Annotated in this window: 16 protein-coding genes; 11 read left to right on the top strand and 5 right to left on the bottom strand. The window is 68.8% G+C overall.

The genetic code is table 11. From position 1 onward, the window contains the following. Positions 1-114: 114 nt before the first annotated feature. The 3 genes from leuS (at position 115) to BQ8420_RS22810 (ending at position 3,971) form a co-directional block, all read left to right on the top strand. A complete protein-coding gene (leuS, locus tag BQ8420_RS22800; RefSeq protein WP_087101200.1) occupies positions 115-2,610 on the top strand; it encodes a leucine--tRNA ligase in 2,496 nt (831 codons plus the stop codon). 84 nt (positions 2,611-2,694) lie between these two features. After that, complete coding sequence (locus BQ8420_RS22805; RefSeq protein ID WP_235006429.1) at positions 2,695-3,318, top strand: hypothetical protein; 624 nt, start codon at positions 2,695-2,697, stop codon at positions 3,316-3,318. Continuing rightward, positions 3,315-3,971 carry a hypothetical protein gene (locus BQ8420_RS22810; RefSeq protein WP_087101201.1) on the top strand — a complete coding sequence of 219 codons (657 nt, stop codon included), beginning with the start codon at positions 3,315-3,317 and terminating at the stop codon, positions 3,969-3,971. Before BQ8420_RS22805 ends, BQ8420_RS22810 begins: the two co-directional genes overlap by 4 nt. Before the next feature lie 6 nt (positions 3,972-3,977). On the opposite strand, the gene BQ8420_RS22815 is transcribed toward BQ8420_RS22810, so the two are convergent. Together BQ8420_RS22815 and lexA are read right to left on the bottom strand one after the other, a co-directional pair. Further along, positions 3,978-5,069, bottom strand: a complete 1,092-nt coding sequence (locus BQ8420_RS22815) for an alpha/beta hydrolase family protein (protein ID WP_369825533.1) — start codon at positions 5,067-5,069, stop codon at positions 3,978-3,980. A gap of 107 nt (positions 5,070-5,176) precedes the next feature. Further along, positions 5,177-5,851 carry a transcriptional repressor LexA gene (lexA, locus tag BQ8420_RS22820; RefSeq protein ID WP_235006433.1) on the bottom strand — a complete coding sequence of 225 codons (675 nt, stop codon included), beginning with the start codon at positions 5,849-5,851 and terminating at the stop codon, positions 5,177-5,179. Between the two features lie 690 nt (positions 5,852-6,541). On the opposite strand from lexA, the gene nrdR reads away from it, so the two are divergent. From nrdR to BQ8420_RS22855, 7 genes are all read left to right on the top strand, one after another. Further along, the gene (gene nrdR / locus BQ8420_RS22825) at positions 6,542-7,057 is read left to right on the top strand and encodes a transcriptional regulator NrdR (protein ID WP_087101204.1); all 516 of its coding nucleotides are present in this window, start codon (positions 6,542-6,544) and stop codon (positions 7,055-7,057) included. 98 nt (positions 7,058-7,155) lie between these two features. Further along, positions 7,156-9,957 carry a vitamin B12-dependent ribonucleotide reductase gene (locus BQ8420_RS22830; protein ID WP_087101205.1) on the top strand — a complete coding sequence of 934 codons (2,802 nt, stop codon included), beginning with the start codon at positions 7,156-7,158 and terminating at the stop codon, positions 9,955-9,957. A 128-nt stretch (positions 9,958-10,085) separates the two neighbouring features. Continuing rightward, a complete protein-coding gene (locus BQ8420_RS32435) occupies positions 10,086-10,493 on the top strand; it encodes a hypothetical protein (RefSeq protein WP_200816054.1) in 408 nt (135 codons plus the stop codon). Continuing rightward, on the top strand, positions 10,475-10,909 hold the full coding sequence (locus BQ8420_RS22840) for a type II toxin-antitoxin system VapC family toxin (RefSeq protein ID WP_143847494.1): 435 nt from the start codon (positions 10,475-10,477) through the stop codon (positions 10,907-10,909). Before BQ8420_RS32435 ends, BQ8420_RS22840 begins: the two co-directional genes overlap by 19 nt. A gap of 92 nt (positions 10,910-11,001) precedes the next feature. Continuing rightward, entirely contained in the window at positions 11,002-11,430 is a 429-nt protein-coding gene (locus BQ8420_RS22845; protein WP_087101206.1) for a CBS domain-containing protein, read from the top strand. A gap of 244 nt (positions 11,431-11,674) precedes the next feature. Beyond that, entirely contained in the window at positions 11,675-13,477 is a 1,803-nt protein-coding gene (locus BQ8420_RS22850; protein ID WP_087101207.1) for an SPFH domain-containing protein, read from the top strand. Then, positions 13,478-14,935 carry an SPFH domain-containing protein gene (locus BQ8420_RS22855; protein WP_087101208.1) on the top strand — a complete coding sequence of 486 codons (1,458 nt, stop codon included), beginning with the start codon at positions 13,478-13,480 and terminating at the stop codon, positions 14,933-14,935. It begins immediately after the preceding gene. A 93-nt stretch (positions 14,936-15,028) separates the two neighbouring features. Here the strand turns inward: BQ8420_RS22855 and BQ8420_RS22860 are convergent, their stop codons facing one another. The 3 genes from BQ8420_RS22860 to BQ8420_RS22870 all read right to left on the bottom strand — a co-directional run bounded on the left by BQ8420_RS22860 (position 15,029) and on the right by BQ8420_RS22870 (position 16,784). Beyond that, entirely contained in the window at positions 15,029-15,217 is a 189-nt protein-coding gene (locus tag BQ8420_RS22860) for a hypothetical protein (protein ID WP_087101209.1), read from the bottom strand. A gap of 205 nt (positions 15,218-15,422) precedes the next feature. Then, entirely contained in the window at positions 15,423-16,079 is a 657-nt protein-coding gene (locus tag BQ8420_RS22865; RefSeq protein WP_087101210.1) for a hypothetical protein, read from the bottom strand. 72 nt (positions 16,080-16,151) lie between these two features. Next, positions 16,152-16,784 carry a DoxX family protein gene (locus BQ8420_RS22870; protein ID WP_087101211.1) on the bottom strand — a complete coding sequence of 211 codons (633 nt, stop codon included), beginning with the start codon at positions 16,782-16,784 and terminating at the stop codon, positions 16,152-16,154. 169 nt (positions 16,785-16,953) lie between these two features. On the opposite strand from BQ8420_RS22870, the gene BQ8420_RS22875 reads away from it, so the two are divergent. Next, positions 16,954-17,652, top strand: coding sequence for a ribonuclease HII (locus BQ8420_RS22875; RefSeq protein WP_087101253.1), 699 nt, complete (start codon positions 16,954-16,956; stop codon positions 17,650-17,652). Positions 17,653-17,691 lie beyond the last annotated feature (39 nt).

Genomic DNA, 17,691 nt, shown 5'->3' on the forward strand with positions numbered 1-17,691 from the left:
CACGCTCCCTGATGGACGGGTTCGCGGCCACCCGGAAAACCGGTCCTCGAAGGGACCCGCCAGCCGCTAACCTGAAGTCGACACACCAGGAAACGGCCAAGGGAACACTGAGCGATGACAGCGGTAGACGGCGACCAGACCACGGGCGACACTTACGACGCCCGCGCCCTCCAGGACAAGTGGCAGGCGCGCTGGGCCGCCGAACTCCCGTTCCAGGCGAGCGAGGATTCCGCCGACGACCGGCCCCGTTCCTTCATCGTGGACATGTTCGCCTACCCCTCCGGTGACCTGCACATGGGACACGCCGAGGCCTACGCCATCGGCGACGTCATCGGTCGCTACCGCCTCCAGCGCGGGGACAACGTCCTGCACCCGGTCGGTTGGGACTCCTTCGGTCTGCCCGCCGAGAACGCCGCCATCAAGAACAACTCCCACCCGGCGAAGTGGACCTACGCCAACATCGAGACACAGGCCGCCTCGATGGCCCACTACGGGGTGGGCGTGGACTGGTCCCGCCGTATCCACACCAGCGACCCCGAGTACTTCAAGTGGAACCAGTGGCTGTTCACCCGGTTCTTCGACCGGGGTCTGGCCTACCGCAAGGACGGGCTGGTCAACTGGTGCCCCAAGGACCAGACCGTGCTGGCCAACGAGCAGGTCATCCAGGGCAAGTGCGAGCGCTGCGGCTCCGACGTCGAGCGCCGTGCCCTGAACCAGTGGTACTTCAAGATCACCGAGTACGCCCAGCGGCTGCTGGACGACATGGACCAGCTGGACAACGGCCGCTGGCCGGACGAGATCCTGGCCATGCAGCGCAACTGGATCGGCCGCTCCACCGGCGCCGACGTGCGCTTCGAGATCGAGGGCCGTGACGAGCCGGTCAGCGTCTACACGACCCGGCCCGACACCCTGTACGGGGCCACCTTCTTCGTGGTGGCCGCCGACGCCGACCTGGCCGAGGAGCTGTGCGCGCCCGAGCGGCGTGAGGCCTTCGAGGCCTACCGCTCCGACGTCTCCAAGCTCTCCGACATCGAGCGCCAGACCACCGAGCGCCCCAAGACCGGTGTCTTCCTGGGTCGCTACGCCGTCAATCCGGTCAACGGCGAGCGCATGCCCGTCTGGGCCGCCGACTACGTCCTGGCCGGCTACGGCCACGGCGCCATCATGGCGGTGCCCGCCCACGACCAGCGCGACCTGGACTTCGCCCTGGCCTTCGACCTGCCCGTGCGGGTCGTCGTCGAGACCGGTGAGCCCGACCCGGTCGAGACCGGTGTGGCCACCGCGGGCGAGGGCACCCTGCGCGATTCCGGCCCCCTGGACGGCCTGGCCAAGACCGAGGCCATCGAACGCATCATCGAGGTGCTGGCCGAGCGCGGCACGGGTGAGGCCACCGTCAACTTCCGCCTGCGCGACTGGCTGCTGTCCCGCCAGCGCTACTGGGGCACCCCCATCCCGATCGTCCACTGCCCGGCCTGCGGCGAGGTCGCCGTTCCCGATGAGCAGCTGCCGGTCACCCTGCCCGAGCTGAAGGGCGCCGAACTGGCGCCCAAGGGCGTCTCCCCGCTGGCCGCCGCCAAGGACTGGGTGAACGTGGACTGCCCCTCGTGCGGTGGGCCCGCCGAGCGCGACACCGACACCATGGACACCTTCGTGGACTCGTCCTGGTACCCGTGGCGCTACTGCTCCCCGCGTCTGGACACCGCCCCCTTCGACACCGATGCGGTCAACAAGTGGGGGCCCGTCGACCACTACATCGGCGGTAAGGAACACGCCACCCTGCACCTGCTGTACGCGCGGTTCTTCACCAAGGTCCTGCACGACATGGGCATGCTCGACTTCACCGAGCCCTTCGCCCGTCTGACCAACCAGGGCCAGGTCATCAACCAGGGCCGGGCCATGTCCAAGTCGCTGGGCAACGGCGTCGACCTCGGCCAGGAGATCGACGCGTACGGCGTCGACGCGGTCCGCCTGACCATGCTGTTCGCCTCCCCGCCGGAGGAGGACGTCGACTGGGCCGACGTGTCGCCCCACGCCGCCATGAAGTTCCTCAACCGCGCCTACCGCGTCATGCACGAGGCCGGCACCGCCACCGAGCCCGGCGTGGACTTCACCAAGGGCGACACCGAGCTGCGTCGCGCCACCCACCGCTCCATCGACCAGATCACCGCCCTGATCGAGGACAAGCGCTTCAACGTGGCCATCGCCCGCTGCATGGAGCTGGTCTCGGCCGCCCGCAAGGCCATCGACTCCGGCCCCGGCGCCGCCGACCCGGCCGTCCGCGAGGCCGCGGAGTTCGTGGCCATCGCCCTGTCCCTGTTCGCCCCCTACGTGGCCGAGGAGGGCTGGGAGAAGCTCGGGTACACCGGCAGCGTCGCGGTCGGCCACTGGCGCGAGGCCGACCCGGCACTGCTGGTGCGGGAGTCGGTCACCTGTGTCGTCCAGGTGCAGAGCAAGGTCCGGGACAAGCTCTCGGTGTCCCCCGACATCGACCCCGCCGAACTGGAGCGCCTGGCCCTGGCCTCGGAGAAGGCTCAGAGCTTCATCGGCGACAAGACGGTGCGCAAGGTCATCGTCCGGGCGCCCAAGCTCGTCAACATCGTCGTCGGCTGACACACCCGACGGGGGCGATGGTCGCGGCCGCGTCCACCGCCCTCTACCGTTGTGCGCAACACACTTAGGGGAGGCGGTGGCCCGGTGGGCTCTTCGAAGGACGGTCGAGCCCTGCACCGACCGTGGGTGCGGGCGTCGATCATCGCCGTGGGCGGGGTGGTGGTCTCCGCGGCGGCCATCGGCGGCGGTCTGTGGGCGGCCGCGGACGACCCCGACGTACCCGGTGGCGACGACACCCACACCGCCTCCCCCGGCTGCGCCGCGGTCCCCGAGGACACCCTCACCGAGGCACTGCCCGGGGCGGTCCTGGAGTCCGACGACCAGGGCCCCCTGAACGGCGGGGAGAACACGGTGTGCGTGTGGAGCACCGCCGGGGCGACCGAAGGCGACCGGGCGATCCTGCGCGTGGACCTGTCCGCCCGCTTCACCGACGCCTCCGCCGAGCCCATCGTCACCGGCGACGAGGCGGCGACCCGGGCCCACCAGGCCGTGGCGCCCGCCCGGGGCGAACCCTTGGAACTACCCGGCACCGCCGGCGCCGAGGTCTGGCAGGGGCAACTCCCCGGCACCGCCGAACTCGCCTTCCACACCACCAACCTGCTCGTGCGGGTCTCCTACACCGGTGAGTCCGACGGCGATCCCATCGCCTTCGACGACGCCCGCGACACCGCCGTGGAGATCGCGACCCGAATCGGTGAGACCCTGTGAGCGGTACCTACGAGACCGATCCGGGGACGCCTCCGCCGCAGAGCCGGACCTTCGCCGTCGTCCTCCTCATGGCACTCGTCCTGGTGGTGCTCGCGGTCGCCGGAGGGCTGATCTGGTACCTGCTTCAGGGCGGGGCCGAACGCGGCGCCTACGAGGCGGCCCCCGAATGCGCCATCGGGGAGACCGAGGTCCTCGACGAACTCGTACCCGACCACGAGGCCGAGATCGAGGAGGCCGTCGGCAGCGCCCAGGACACCTTCGGCGCCGGCTGGCAGTGCCGCTGGGCCACCCCCGAGGACGGCGGAACCGCCGTCCCGGCCGCGGCCACGCTCATGCTGGTCGCCGCACCCGTCGAGGGCGGTGACGAGATCGCCGCCGAAACCCTGGCCTCCACCGCCTCGGGCAACGACCCGCGACCGCTCGACGACCTCGGCGACGAGGCCCTGACCTGGGTGGAGCCCGGAGCTTTCGAGGTCGGCTGCACCGGTGTACGCGTCTCCAACCTCTACCTGGAGTCCTGCTACACCGCCGCCACCGACTACGACGCCATCGGATCGGTCGAGGGGGAGGACGCCGCGGCCGAAGCCGAACAGCTGGTCAGATCGGTCGTGGCGGAACTACCCGAGAGCATCGAGGCGGAACAGACCGACTGAACGGCCTCACCACAGACCGTCGACGAACTCCGTCACGGCCGGTGCCACCTCGGGTGAGAACTCCCGGTCGGCGTCCAACACGGCCGCACCGGGCGAGTCGTCGAACTCGCGCAGGACGTGGTCGATCCCGGCCAGGTCCACCCGTTCGGCACCCTCCAGACCGGACATCAACCGATCGATCTCGTCCCGGGTGATCTGCGCGTCCTCGTCGCCCCAGAGCACCAGGACCGGGGTCCGCGGGGGCAGCCCGGCGGCGAGTTCGGGCGGGTCGAAGGCGTCGATCCAGGCGAGGTACTCCTGGTTCTGCGGAGTGAACAAGCCCGTGGTGTCGCCCTCGGGCAGGTCCCGCCCGCCCCGCACCGCGGCGCGTGCCATCCGGGTGTCGGAGAGCGTCTGCGCGGCCTGGCTGTCACTGAGCGATCCCTGTGCCTCGGCGGTCCGGACCTGTTCGGACAGTTGACGGTCGATGACGTCGAGCATGCGCGTCCCCGGAGGGGCGGCCAACACCAGCGCGGGTTCGGCTCCGTCGAGCACTTCGTGCGCGCGCAGCGCGAACAGCGCGCCCTCGCTGTGCCCCACGACGATCGTGCGTTCGGGGTCGACCTCCGGCTGCTCGACCAGTTCCGTGTACGCGGCGGCCATCTGGGCGTCGAAGACCTCGGGTTCGACCGGTTTCTCCAGGGCGTCCGTCACCTCGTCGTCCCAAGTGGCGGGGTCGCCGCTGCCCAACTTGTCGTAGCGAAGGGATGCCACGCCCGCGGCACTGAGCACCCGGGACAGGTTGTGGTTGGTGCCGGCCTCGGGGCGCGCGGCGCTGTTGCCGTTCCGGTCGGTGGGACCGCTTCCGGAGATGATGAGCGCCCCCGGAACCCCGTTCTCGGCATCGCTCCGTGGCGAGGTGAACGTGCCGTCGACGGTGAACCCGCCGCCCTCGAAGCTGAGTTCGCGCTCGGCACCGCTCACCCCCGGAGGGTCGGGGCTCTCGTCGGTGGGGCCACAGGCCGAGACGAGCAGGGTGAGGGCGGCGACCACCGCGGCCGAGCGGCCACGGTGTCGTGGGCGGCCGGAGACTACGGGGGTGCGGGCAGGAGTGGACACGTCCCTCAGAGTATCGGCCGTGCCCTCCCGCACCACCCCGGCCGTGCCCTGGTGGGCGCGGCCGGGATGGTGCGGTCACCGGGCCTCGCCGATCCCGCGAACCGGGATCAGACGCGGCGCATGACCGTGACGACCTTGCCGAGGATGGTCGCGTCGTCGCCGTTGATGGGCTCGTAGGCGTCGTTGCGAGGCATGAGCCACACGTGCCCGTCGTCCCCTCGACGCAGCACCTTGACGGTGGCCTCGTCGTCCAGCATGGCCGCGACGATGTCACCGTTCTCGGCGTTGGGCTGCTGGCGGACCACCACGAGGTCGCCGTCGGTGATGGCGGCGTCGGTCATGGAGTCGCCGACGACGGTCAGCATGAACAGACGGCCCTCGCCGACCAGCTGGCGCGGCAGCGCCAGAACGTCCTCGACCGACTCCTCGGCCAGGATCGGACCACCGGCGGCGATCCGACCGATCAGCGGTACCGAGGCGGCCCGGGTGGCGTCGGCGGTGAGCTCCTTGAGGGTGAGACTCTGGGCGGTGTCCCGCCCGGGGGTGCGCAGTTCGACCGCGCGCGGCCGGTTCTGGTCCCGGTGCAGGTAGCCCTTGCGCTGGAGCACCTTGAGCTGGTGCGCGACGCTGGAGGGGCTGGAAAGGCCGACGGCGTCACCGATCTCTCGGATGGACGGCGGAAAACCGTGATCGCGCACATAACGCTGGATGCAGTTGAGAACGCTTTGTTGGCGTGCGGTCAGTTTGGGGGCTTCGGGCACGGCACCGCCCGTGTCGCCCACGGGGGAAAGAACGGTGGTGTTTCCGGGGTCGACGACCTCGGTGTTGTCCTCCGGCACGGCCGGGCCTCCTCGGCGTTCGGTTCGGTCAGGGCCTGTTCGGATGGCCGGTGCCGGGCCCAGCGCCCCGATGGTGGGAGGGGCGACGAAACCGGCGTGAAATCAAGGCCAAGATTAGTCGTTGCACACGGTGATATCAAACAAGCGTTCGAGGATCGGGGTCGACGACTTCGCCTTTTCGATGGGCTTTTCCGGTGACCCTCGGTTAAGTGTGTACACGTGTTCCCCCGGCGGTGTCCGCCGAATGCGGAAAACGGCTTTCCCGGTGGTTCGCCCGAGGTGGCCCCGAGGCGGCCCCGAGATGCGCCCCGTGCGGTCGTGGGAAGTTCCGGAAGGCCTGCCCGACAAGGGATTCCTCACGTGTGGAACGCGCGCCGAACGGGGGCTCGCGAACTGCGGTCCCCGTATCCTGGGAGGCGGCCCCCCGCCGTTTCGAGCCCTCTGACCCGGCCGGGGCGGGCCCCGCGCCCCCACTTGGGGGACACGCCCGTGGGCGGGTTGCGACCCACGCTCCTGAGGTCTAAGTTCAACCACAACATCTGGTGTCGCCAGTGAGGAAGGCACCCAGAAGTTGTGGTTAGGTAGAGTCAAAGGTTGTGGTTCGGGTAGGTAGAGGGAAGCAGGTGAACCAGGATGCATTGTCCGTTCTGTCGTCATCCGGACACCAGGGTGATCGACAGCAGGTCCACCGACGACGGTGCCGCGATCAGACGTCGCCGCTCCTGCCCGGTCTGCGAGCGCCGCTTCACCACGCAGGAGACGGTCCTGCTCATGGTCGCCAAACGCTCCGGAGTCACCGAACCCTTCAGCCGGACCAAGATCATCGCCGGGGTACGCCGGGCCTGCCAGGGGCGGCCCGTCTCCGAGGACGCCCTCGCCAAACTCGGCCAACAGGTCGAGGAGGAGATCCGAGGTCGGGGCGTGGCCGAGGTGCCGGCCAACGAGATCGGTCTGGCGATCCTCGGCCCGATGCGTGACCTGGACGAGGTCGCCTACCTGCACTTCGCCAGCGTCTACCGGGGCTTCGAGAGTCTGGCGGACTTCGAAACCGAGATCGCCAGCCTGCGGAACGACCGCGAGGACGGGTCCGAGGAGGACCCGGACGAGGGTTCCGCTCCGGCCGGATCCACAGCCGATACCGCCTCATAGCGGCCCGGGCGTTCACCGAAACCGCCCGAGACCGCAGCGACAGCAAGAACCCGCGCGGTCACAGCAGGCCGCGCACAGCAGCTACTTCGGGGAGCGTCATGACGGAGACCACCAGCGGTTCAACGGGCCGTAAGGGGAAGAAGGGCCCCAAGGGGCTGAAGATCTCGCGGGTCTTCACGACCGAGGGCGTCCACCCCTACGACACCCTCGAATGGGAACGCCGTGACGTCGTCATGACCAACTGGCGTGACGGCAGCGTCAACTTCGAACAGCGCGGCGTGGAGTTCCCCGCCACCTGGTCGATGAACGCCACGCAGATCGTGGCGAGCAAGTACTTCCGCGGTGCGCTCGGTGCCCCCGACCGCGAGTGGAGCCTCAAGCAGCTCATCGACCGCGTCGTCGGCGTCTACACCGAGACCGGCCTCAAGAGCGGGTACTTCGCCTCGGACGAGGACGCCGAGATCTTCGACCACGAGCTCAAGCACGCCCTCGCCAACCAGTACTTCAGCTTCAACTCACCGGTGTGGTTCAACGTCGGAACCACCTCCTCCCAGCAGGTCTCGGCCTGCTTCATCCTGTCCGTCGACGACACGATGGAGTCGATCCTCGACTGGTACAAGGAAGAGGGGATCATCTTCAAGGGCGGCTCCGGTGCGGGGGTCAACCTGTCCAGCATCCGCTCCAGCAAGGAACTGCTGTCCTCCGGCGGCACCGCTTCCGGGCCGGTCTCCTTCATGCGCGGCGCCGACGCCTCCGCCGGGACGATCAAGTCCGGTGGCGCGACCCGCCGGGCCGCCAAGATGGTCGTGCTGGACGTCGACCACCCCGACATCGAGGAATTCGTCGAGACCAAGGCACGCGAGGAGCACAAGATCCGTGCCCTGCGCGACGCCGGGTTCGACGTGGACCTGGGCGGCGATGACATGTTCAGCGTCCAGTACCAGAACGCGAACAACTCCGTGCGCGTCTCCGACGCCTTCATGCGCGCGGTCGAGTCCGGTTCCGAGTTCGGGCTGACCTCCCGCACCACCGGCGAGGTCGTCGCCACCGTCGACGCCAAGGACCTGTTCCAGCGCATGGCCCGCGCCGCCTGGGAGTGCGCCGACCCGGGCATCCAGTACGACGGCACCATCCAGGACTGGCACACCAACCCCGAGAGCGGGCGGATCAGTGCGAGCAACCCGTGCTCGGAGTACCTCTCCTTGGACGACTCCTCGTGCAACCTCGCGTCGATCAACCTGCTGAAGTTCCTGCGCGAGGACGACTCCTTCGACGTGGAGAACTTCACTCGGCTCACCGAGCTGGTCATCACGGCGATGGACATCTCCATCACCTTCGCCGACTTCCCCACGGAGAAGATCGGTGAGACCACCCGTGCCTACCGGCAGCTGGGCATCGGTTACGCCAACCTGGGCGCGCTGCTCATGGCGACCGGGCACGCCTACGACTCCGACGGCGGCCGTGCGGTGGCCGCGGCCATCTCCTCGCTGATGACCGGCACCGCCTACCGTCGCAGCGCCGAGATGGCCGGGGTGGTGGGCACCTACGACGGCTACAAGCGCAACGAGCAGGCTCACAAGCGGGTCATGCGCAAGCACGCCGCCGCCAACGACGACCTGCGCACCGTGGGCACCCTGGAGGCGCCCATCCACACCGCGGCCACCGCGCAGTGGGCCGACTGCCTCAAGGTCGGCGAGCGCAACGGCTGGCGCAACGCCCAGGCCTCGCTGCTCGCGCCCACCGGAACCATCGGCTTCATGATGGACTGCGACACCACGGGGATCGAGCCGGACTTCTCGCTGGTCAAGTACAAGAAGCTGGTCGGCGGCGGCTCCATGCGGATCGTCAACCAGGCGATCCCGCGGGCGCTGAAGAACCTGGGCTACCAGGACGAACAGAACGAGGCGATCGTCGAGTTCGTCGCCGAGAACGGCCACGTCGTGGACGCGCCGTCGCTGCGCCCCGAGCACTACGAGGTGTTCGACTGCGCCATGGGGCACCGCTACATCGAACCCATGGGTCACGTGCGCATGATGGCGGCGGTCCAGCCGTTCCTGTCCGGTGCCATCTCCAAGACGGTGAACGTGCCCGAGGGGGCCACGGTCGCCGACTTCGAGCACATCTACTTCGAGGGCTGGCGGTCGGGCCTCAAGGCCCTCGCGGTGTACCGCGACAACTGCAAGGTCGGCCAGCCGCTGTCCACCGGCACGAGTGAGAAGAAGGCCGCGCCCGAGAAGGTCGAGGTGGCCGAGACGCCTCGCCCGGTGCGCCGCCGACTGCCCAAGAAGCGGCCCAGCGAGACCACTTCGTTCTCCGTGGGCGGTGCCGAGGGCTACATCACCGCGGGCTCCTACCCGGACGACGGCCTCGGTGAGGTCTTCATGAAGCTCGGCAAGCAGGGTTCGACCCTGGCCGGGGTCATGGACGCCTTCTCCATCGCGATCTCCATCGCCCTGCAGTACGGGGTCCCGTTGGAGACCTACGTGGAGAAGTTCACCAACATGCGCTTCGACCCGGCCGGTATGACCGACGACCCGGACATCCGCATGGCGCAGTCGGTGGTGGACTACATCTTCCGCCGGCTGGCCCTGGACCACCTGCCCTACGAGGAGCGGGCCGCCCTGGGGGTGCTGTCGGCCTCCGAGCGTGAGGCGCAGCTGAACGGGGAGGACCCGACCCAGGTCGCCACCCAGGTGGAGTCCTACGCCCAGTCCGCCGCGCCGTCCGGTCCCGCGGAGGAGCGTGCGGAGGAGCGCCCCGAGGCTCCGGCCGCCCCGAGCCCGGCCTCCGGAGGCTTCATGGCCGACGCCCCGCTGTGCATCACCTGCGGGACGAAGATGCGGCCCTCGGGCAGCTGCTACGCCTGTGAGGGCTGCGGCGCCACCAGTGGTTGCAGCTGATCCATAGCGCCTTGAGGGGGAGACGGTCCGACCGTCTCCCCCTTCGTGTTTCCCGGAAGAACGAACGTCGGTGGTGTGTTCTCCCGTTCACCGGGCAGGGAGTTACCACCGCCGGTAGCATCATTCATATGGGAGTCGAACTCATGGAAACGGGTCGCAGAGCGACGGAAGAGGAAGCGCGAGCGCTCTTCTCACATGCCCTCAACGTGATGGGTATCCAGGGAGAACTCTCTCCTGAACAGGTGTCCCACCTGTTCACCGCATTCGAAGACCTGAGGAGGGCGGATCCCGCTCCCCCCGAGAAGCCGGGTGGCCGCGCCCGCAAGATCAGTGTCTCCATGCCCGAAGACCTCAGCGCCGCGGTTCGGCGACGAGTGGGACACGGTGAGTTCAGTCGTTACGTTACGGAGGCGGTCGCCGGCCGGCTGAAGGAAGATCTCTTGGCCGAGCTGATCGAGTCGCTCGACGCCGAACACGGTGAAGTGCCCGAGGACCTGGTGGAGAAGGCGGAGAGCCTGTGGCCGGACGCCGAGTGAGCGCCAAAGGCACCCTGGTGCTCGACAGCGCGGGCCTGTCCGAAGTCGCAGCCGGCGCGAAGGAGGCCCGGGCCCATCTGGAGGCCGCGCGCCGCAGGGGAGCACGTGTCGTCACCAGCGCCGTCACACTCACGGAGGTCCTGCGGGGAGGCGCGCGGGACGCGAGTGTGCACCGGGTCCTCGCGAGGATCGAGGTGGTGCCGATCTCACCGGAGATGGGGCGGGAGTCCGGTGAGCTCCTCGGTCGAACCGGGTTGTCCGGACACCGCTGCGCGATCGATTCCGTCGTCGCCGTCACGGCGCTCCGGCAGCCGCGTCCGGTGGTACTGCTGACCAGTGATCCGAATGACCTGGAGACACTGGTCGAGGAGCCGGAACGTCCCAGAGGCGAACGGGTGGTGATCGTCCGCGTGTGATCCGGGGGCGGGCGGACCGGTCCATACCTGTGGTTGTCGGCGTGGAACCCGGGGTAACCCTTCGGCACGCGAGTCAGCGGAAGGTGGTCCCCATGCTGATATCCACGATCCTTCGAGCCAAAGGCCCGGAGGTGGTGAGCATCGCCCCCGACGCGACGATCGCGTCGCTGCTCACCGAACTCGCCCGGCACGACATCGGCGCCGTCGTCGTCGCCCGACAGGAAACCCTCATCGGCATCGTCTCCGAACGTGACGTCGTCCGGCACCTGCATCGGCGCGGATCCGAACTCCTCGATGCCCCGGTCGCGGACATCATGACCGCGGACGTGGTCACCTGCACCACCGAGGACACCGTCGAGGAGATCAGCGAACACATGACCCGGCGCCGGTTCCGGCACGTGCCGGTCACCTCAGGGGGCCGGCTGGTGGGGATCGTCAGCATCGGCGACCTCGTCAAGAGCAGGCTCAGCGGCCTGGAGGACGACCGCGCCCGGCTGGAGGCCTACATCCACGGCGGGTAGGCACGCCTCGACCGTCACCCCTCGCCCGGAGGTGGCCGCCCGGCGGCGCACGCGTAATGACCAGGCGGAGGACTCATCACGCTCTGGCCACAGGCACTGTGTTTCGGTTGTGGCTCGTGGCACCCTTGTGTTCTGTCCACTATCCCTTCACTGCGCGCGAAACCCGCTCTCAACTGGAACCAAGGCGGCGTACGCCGCGTCGAAGGCGTCAGTTCCCTCAAGTTCCAGAATGGAGTACTTGCCTATGTCGTTCGCGCAGACAGTGCGCGGTGCGGCCGGTGCGGTGGCCCAAGGGGCGGATCCGCGTCAGGCCGTCTCCGACGCGGCCCAACAAGCGATGGGTCAGGCGTCAGGCCAGGGAGACCGGGGTTCCGGGCAGGGCTCGGAGGGCGGCGGTCTCGACCCCCGCGACTTCGTGGCCGCGCGCGAACAGGGCGCTTCCGTCGACACCCGCATCGAGCAGAAGACCACCTCGCTCAGCACGGCGGGTGAGTCGCTCAACCGCAGCTACTACGAGCGGGGCCGTGGCGGTCCCGTCCACGTCATCTGCCCCATGGTGATCCCCCGTGGGCGCACCTTCGTCACGATGCTGCCCGCCATCGCCCTGGTGATCCTCGGTGTGGTCGGCACGATCGTGTTCGTGGTGCCCAGCGCCGTGATGACCGACGCCAATCCGTTCCTGCACCCGTTCTTCGGTGTCCACTACTGGCTGATCACCATCGCGATCAGCGCGTTCATGTGGTGGCGTCAGGGCATGGTGATGGTGCCCGAAGGCGCCCAAGCCATCGTCACCCGCTTCGGGAAGATGGAGAACCTCTTCCAACCGGGTCGGGTCACCCTGCTCAACCCGTGGAAGCGCGTCTCCTACATCGTCAACACCAGACGTGAGTACCCGTTCAACGCACCCATCCGCTCCGCGCCCACCAAGAGCGGTGTCCAGGCCTCCATCGACCTGTTCGTGCAGTTCAAGATCGAGAACGCGGTCGACTTCGTCTACACCCTGGGCGGGGTTCCGGGTTTCCAGGAGAAGCTCAACAACGCCATCTCCGAGACCACCCGAAGCCTCATCTACGAGCAGGAGGCCTCGGCGATCTACGACATGGTCGGCGAGAGCACCCAGGCCCTCCTCGACTCCCTGAACCGCCAGTTCAGCGGCATCGTCGTTCTCACCAGCGCCAACATCACCCACGCCGAGCCCTCCAACCAGGAGTACCGGATGGACCTGGCGGCGCCGGAGATGGTGCGGGTGGCCAAGGACGCCTACACCTTCGAGTACGAGCTGCAGCTGCGCAAGGAGCAGAACGAGGGCGACCTGAACAAGGAGCTCGCCACCCTCAACGAGACGCTGTCGGCGATCCAGGCCGACATCGCCCAGTACCAGGCGCAGATGGACACCGCCCTGGAGCGCGAGACCAACCGCGCCCGTTCGCTGGCTCATCAGCGCTTCGTCGAGGCCGAGTCCGAGGCGAACGCCAACGCCGCGCTGTTGCAGGCCCAGGCCCTGGACATCCGTGCCGTGTCGGCGGCCGAGGCCCCGGAGATCCTCAACTACCGCTTCCGGGAGAACCTCCTGGACAAGCTGGAGTCGGTCGCCGACAGCCTGCCGCAGGTCCTGCGCATCGGTTCCGGCGACGCCGCGAGCATCGATTACCTGCGCATCGCCCAGGAGATCATCGGCCAGGCCGACACCGCCCTCTTCTCCGCGGAGGACATGGCGGAGATCCGTGAGCGTCTGGGCGACATCCGCGAGCGCATCGCCCAGCGCCAGCAGGAGATCAACGATCTCATCGAGGACGAGTCCGGTGAGCGTCGGGTACACGACGCCGAGGACCCGGGTGAGGACCTGGTCGAGGAGATCCGTCAGTCGGTGAGCGAGGACGCGATCGGTGAGCGTCTGTCCGACGAGAACGGTCCGGGGGAACAGGAAGCGGGCCCCGAAGCGGCCGTTCCGCCGCCTACCGGCGCCCCCTACCAACAGGCCCCACCGCCGCAGGACCCGCCGCTGCCCCCGTGGTCGCAGGGCGGTCAGAACCCGGGAGGTCAGTAGATGAGCGAGCCCTTCAACCCCGGTGGCGGCTCCAACATCAAGGAGTCCCTCGCCTCATGGGGCGACCTCGCGGCCCTGCTGCGCGGTGGTGACCAAGGGGCGATCGTCCCCGTCGTCATCCCTCGTGACAACCGTGGTCTGCGCTGGATGATCCTGGTGTGGTTCGGTCTGTTCGCGCTGCTGTCGGCGCTGGTCATGACCATCCACGCGGTGTCGGGCGGTGTCAGCGGCACCATCTATGGGGCGCTGGCCGTGCCCACCCTCCTGGTGGGTGTGCTCAGCATCGCGGCCGCGATCCTTTGGTGGTGGCGCGGTTCGATCGTCGAGATCGAGGAGGGCACCACCGGCATCCTCACCAAGTACGGCGCCTTCGTGAAGAACATCGGCCCCGGTCGTCACTACCTGTGGCACCCGTGGGCGCGTGTGGACTTCGTGGTGGACACCCGGACCGAGATCCCCTACACGGCCCCGGTCCTGGCTTGCCCCACCAGGGAGAACGTGCCGCTGAAGTCGATCGAGTTCTTCCTGAAGTTCCGCATCGACGAGCCGTACGCGTTCGTCACCACCATCGGGGCGAGCAACTTCGACCTGGTGCTGTCCAGCGCGGTGCAGGACGCCATCCGCCAGCGCAGCCGCATGGTGAACACCGAGTCCGCCTACGACCTGCGCGGTTCCAACGTGGAGGACATGCGTCGCCTGCTCAACGATCAGCTGCGCAAGTACGGCGTGGTCATCACCGGCTGCAACATCCCCGACGTACAGCTGCCCAGCCAGTACCAGCAGCACCTGGCCACCCGGGAGCGGGTCGCCAAGGAACTGGTCGCCTACGAGCAGGAGTGGGAGCTGACGCGCAAGCGTCGGATCGACACCCTGCTCATGGACATCGAGCGTTCCAAGAAGACCCGTGACGCCAAGATCGTCGAGGTCAACGCCTCCCTCAACAAGGCGCGCAAGGACGTGGCGCAGATGTTGGAGGAGCAGGAGACCGAGGCCCAGCGGGTGCGGTACGAGATCGAGACGCGTGGTCGCGCGGACCTGGTGGCGGCCGAGAACGAGGCCAAGGCGCAGGAGCGTCTGGCCACCGCCTACCGGGACAACCGGGCCGTACTGGAGTACGAGCTGGCCCGGCGCCGTCTGGACGTCGGCTCGGCCTTGGCCGAGCGGGCTCCGCGTCCGGTGGTGGTGCAGACCGAGGCGGGCTCGGGGGATTCCTCGGCACTGTCGACGCTGCTCACCGCTCAGCTGTTGCCGCAGGTCATGGGCAGCGCTCCGGGCGGGCGTTCGACGATGTCGCCCGCGGGTGCCCGGGACGCGTTGGATTCTGCGCAGGGCGCGGTGGCCGCCGCGGCCTCCCGTCAGCAGCAGATGTCCGAGGAGTACCAACAACAGCAGGACAGCGCGATGAGTCAGCAGTTCGAGCGCGGTGAGGGGTACGGCAAGCAGGGGCGTCGCCGCTGATCGTCGTTCCCTCGAACGAGCGAGGGCCTCGCGGTCGTGGTCGAGTGCCACGGTCCGCGGGGCCCTTCGTCGTTTCCCCGGGCCCGCTCCGGCTCAGCCGGTGGGAGACAGTGCCGCGTAGTCGGCGATGTCGATTCCGTGCCGGGCGGCGATCTCCACGAGGTCCTCGATCTCACCGGCCTGTGACGTCGCCAGGTCGTCGTCACCGACGGCGTGGGCGCGACGCAGCGCGGTGATGGAGTCGTGGAGCCGTAGGTGCAGGGTGAGGACGAACTCGCGCATGGACATCTCCTCGGGTGAGTGGAGAGAGAACCGAAGGAGGCTCCCCAGGGGATACCACCCTGTCTACAGGTCCCGGGTGAGAGTCCGGTTGGACGCGGGCAGGAGTCGGCAAAGAGGAGGGTAAGAGTCCTGGTGGGGCCGAGCGCGAGGAGTGCGGGTCAGGGGCCGTGGCGCCCCGGGGTGGACCCCGGGGCGGATACGGAGCCTAGTGATCGACCCACACGTACCAGTCGTCGGATACGTGCTCGTAGATGCGGGAGCCCTGGCCGGGGACGAATTCCCCGACGGGGATCTCTTCGGTGCTGTGGGCCAGCCCGGCGGGCTGGAACAGGCCGGCGCCCTCGATGCCGTAGTGGGTGACGTCGCCGTCCTGGGACACGCTGCGCAGCGAGTACATGCCGGTCCACTCGCCGTTGCGAGGGACCGCGGTGGCCGCTCCGGTGTCCTCGCGTAGTTCCAGGAGCTGGTCGGTCGAGGCGCTCACCCGGGTCTTCAGCGGAATGTCGGCCACGGACAGGCCCAAGGCGACGAACGCGATCAGTGGCGCACTCAGCCAGCGCAGCCAGTAGCGGCGGATCATCGGGCGGGCGACGGCGAGCGCGATGCCCAGCCGCAGTGCGCCCATGCCGGCCAGCAATAGACCACCGCCGAGGCCGATGACGAACGTGGGCAGGTGCCCGGCGGGCACGCTGTCCTCGAAGAGCAGGACGAGACCGACCAGAACACAGGCCGGGATGTAGAGACGACCGGGTGGACGTGAGGCCCAGTCGATCAGGCGCTGTCCCAGCGTCGGTTGCTCCGCGATCTCGATCAGCTTGGCCACGGACCCGTCAGGGTTCGGACCGGAAGCTGAGGCGGACATGGCGTTCCCCCCACCGAATCCGGGTGATGCGACGCGGCAGGCGTAACGGCACAAAGGCGAGAACGAGCCGCGTCACAGTCGATACGGCCGTCGAAGCGCGGCCTGCTCCACAGGATAGAGCAGTGGCGGGGCGTGTTCGGGGCGTCGGTGAGAAATAGTGGGAGCTTTCCTACTCGTCGTCGATACCGGCCGTCCTTCGCTTCGGGGGGAAGCGGGGACTCGGACACCGAGGACCAGGTAGTCCCACGACCATCGCCCTCCGGCCATGGCCATGAGCAAGCACACCGCTGTGACCAGCGCGGTCGACCCCCAAGAGCCGAACGGCGACAGGTGGTCGGTGCCCGCCCCGAGCGTGCCGACCACCGCCGCGAGGGCGAGCGCGGGGCCGGTCAGCCGTGTGAGCAGACCCACTGCGAAGGAGACCGAGAACGCCACGAGCAGGGCGGGCACGAGCGGTGTGAGAAAGGTGAGCGGGGTGAGTCCGGAGTCGGAGAGGCGTTCGGCGATCAGGTGTTCCCGGCCGCGTAGGGCCAGCCCGAACTCGGCGAACACCCAGCCCACGCCCACACGGGTCACGGCGGCGGCGACGTCGTACAGGCGCCCGGGTGGAACGTGCGGAGCGTTCGGGAGGCGTGTGCCGAGGGCCGGGCGCCGCTTCCTGCGGGCCCGTGGCGGGGGAGCGGGTCGGGGCCTGCCCTGTTGCATGTCCATTCCTTCCGGGGGACCGGCGGTGGCGACAAGCGGAAACTACCCAACGTCACTGTCAATGACCGACTGTCATGGCCGGTGGGTCGTGCAAAACCCGGTGGAAAACCACGACGACGGGGTTTTCGTCTCTCTCGTGGCGCACGGAACACGCCCTAAGGTGGAACGCGTGCCGACGACTTCCCGAAAGCCCAGCCCCCCGCCCGCCCCCACCTTGGAAGTGGAGAACGAACTTCGCGCCTCGGGCGCCCAAGTGGTGGCCGGGATGGACGAGGTGGGGCGCGGGGCCTGGGCGGGGCCGCTCCTGGTGTGCGCCGCAGTCCCCGGCGAGGGTGAGCCGCCCGCCGGGCTCACCGACTCCAAACGACTCACCCCCAAGCGCCGCCGGGAACTGGTCGTGGAGATCGAACCCTGGGTCGCCGACCACGCCTTCGGTTGGTCCTCACCGGCCGAGATCGACGAGGTGGGGATGACCGAGGCCCTGCACCGGGCCGGTCGTCGTGCCCTGGACGGCCTCGACCCCCGCCCCGACGCCGTTCTCCTCGATGGCAGGCACGACTTCATCGGTCGCCCCTGGCGGGTGCGCACCCAGGTCAAGGGCGACCTGACCTGCGTCAGCGTGGCCGCGGCCGCGATCCTGGCCAAGGTCCGACGGGACGCGCTCATGGCCGAACTGGCCGAGGACCATCCCGGCTACGGGTTCGAGAAGGCCGTCGGCTATCCCTCTCCCGTCCATCGCGCCACCCTCGCCGAATCCGGCCCCACTCCTCACCATCGGATGAGTTGGTCCTACTTGGACGCCCTGCCCCGTTGGAGTCACCTACGGGTGGTTCGAACCGTGCCGGACGGTGCCCCGCCCCTGTTCTGAACCTCGACCCGACCGGCCCACGACACGCCGGCCCGCACT

Source organism: Nocardiopsis sp. JB363, from assembly GCF_900143625.1.
Lineage (GTDB): Bacteria > Actinomycetota > Actinomycetes > Streptosporangiales > Streptosporangiaceae > Nocardiopsis.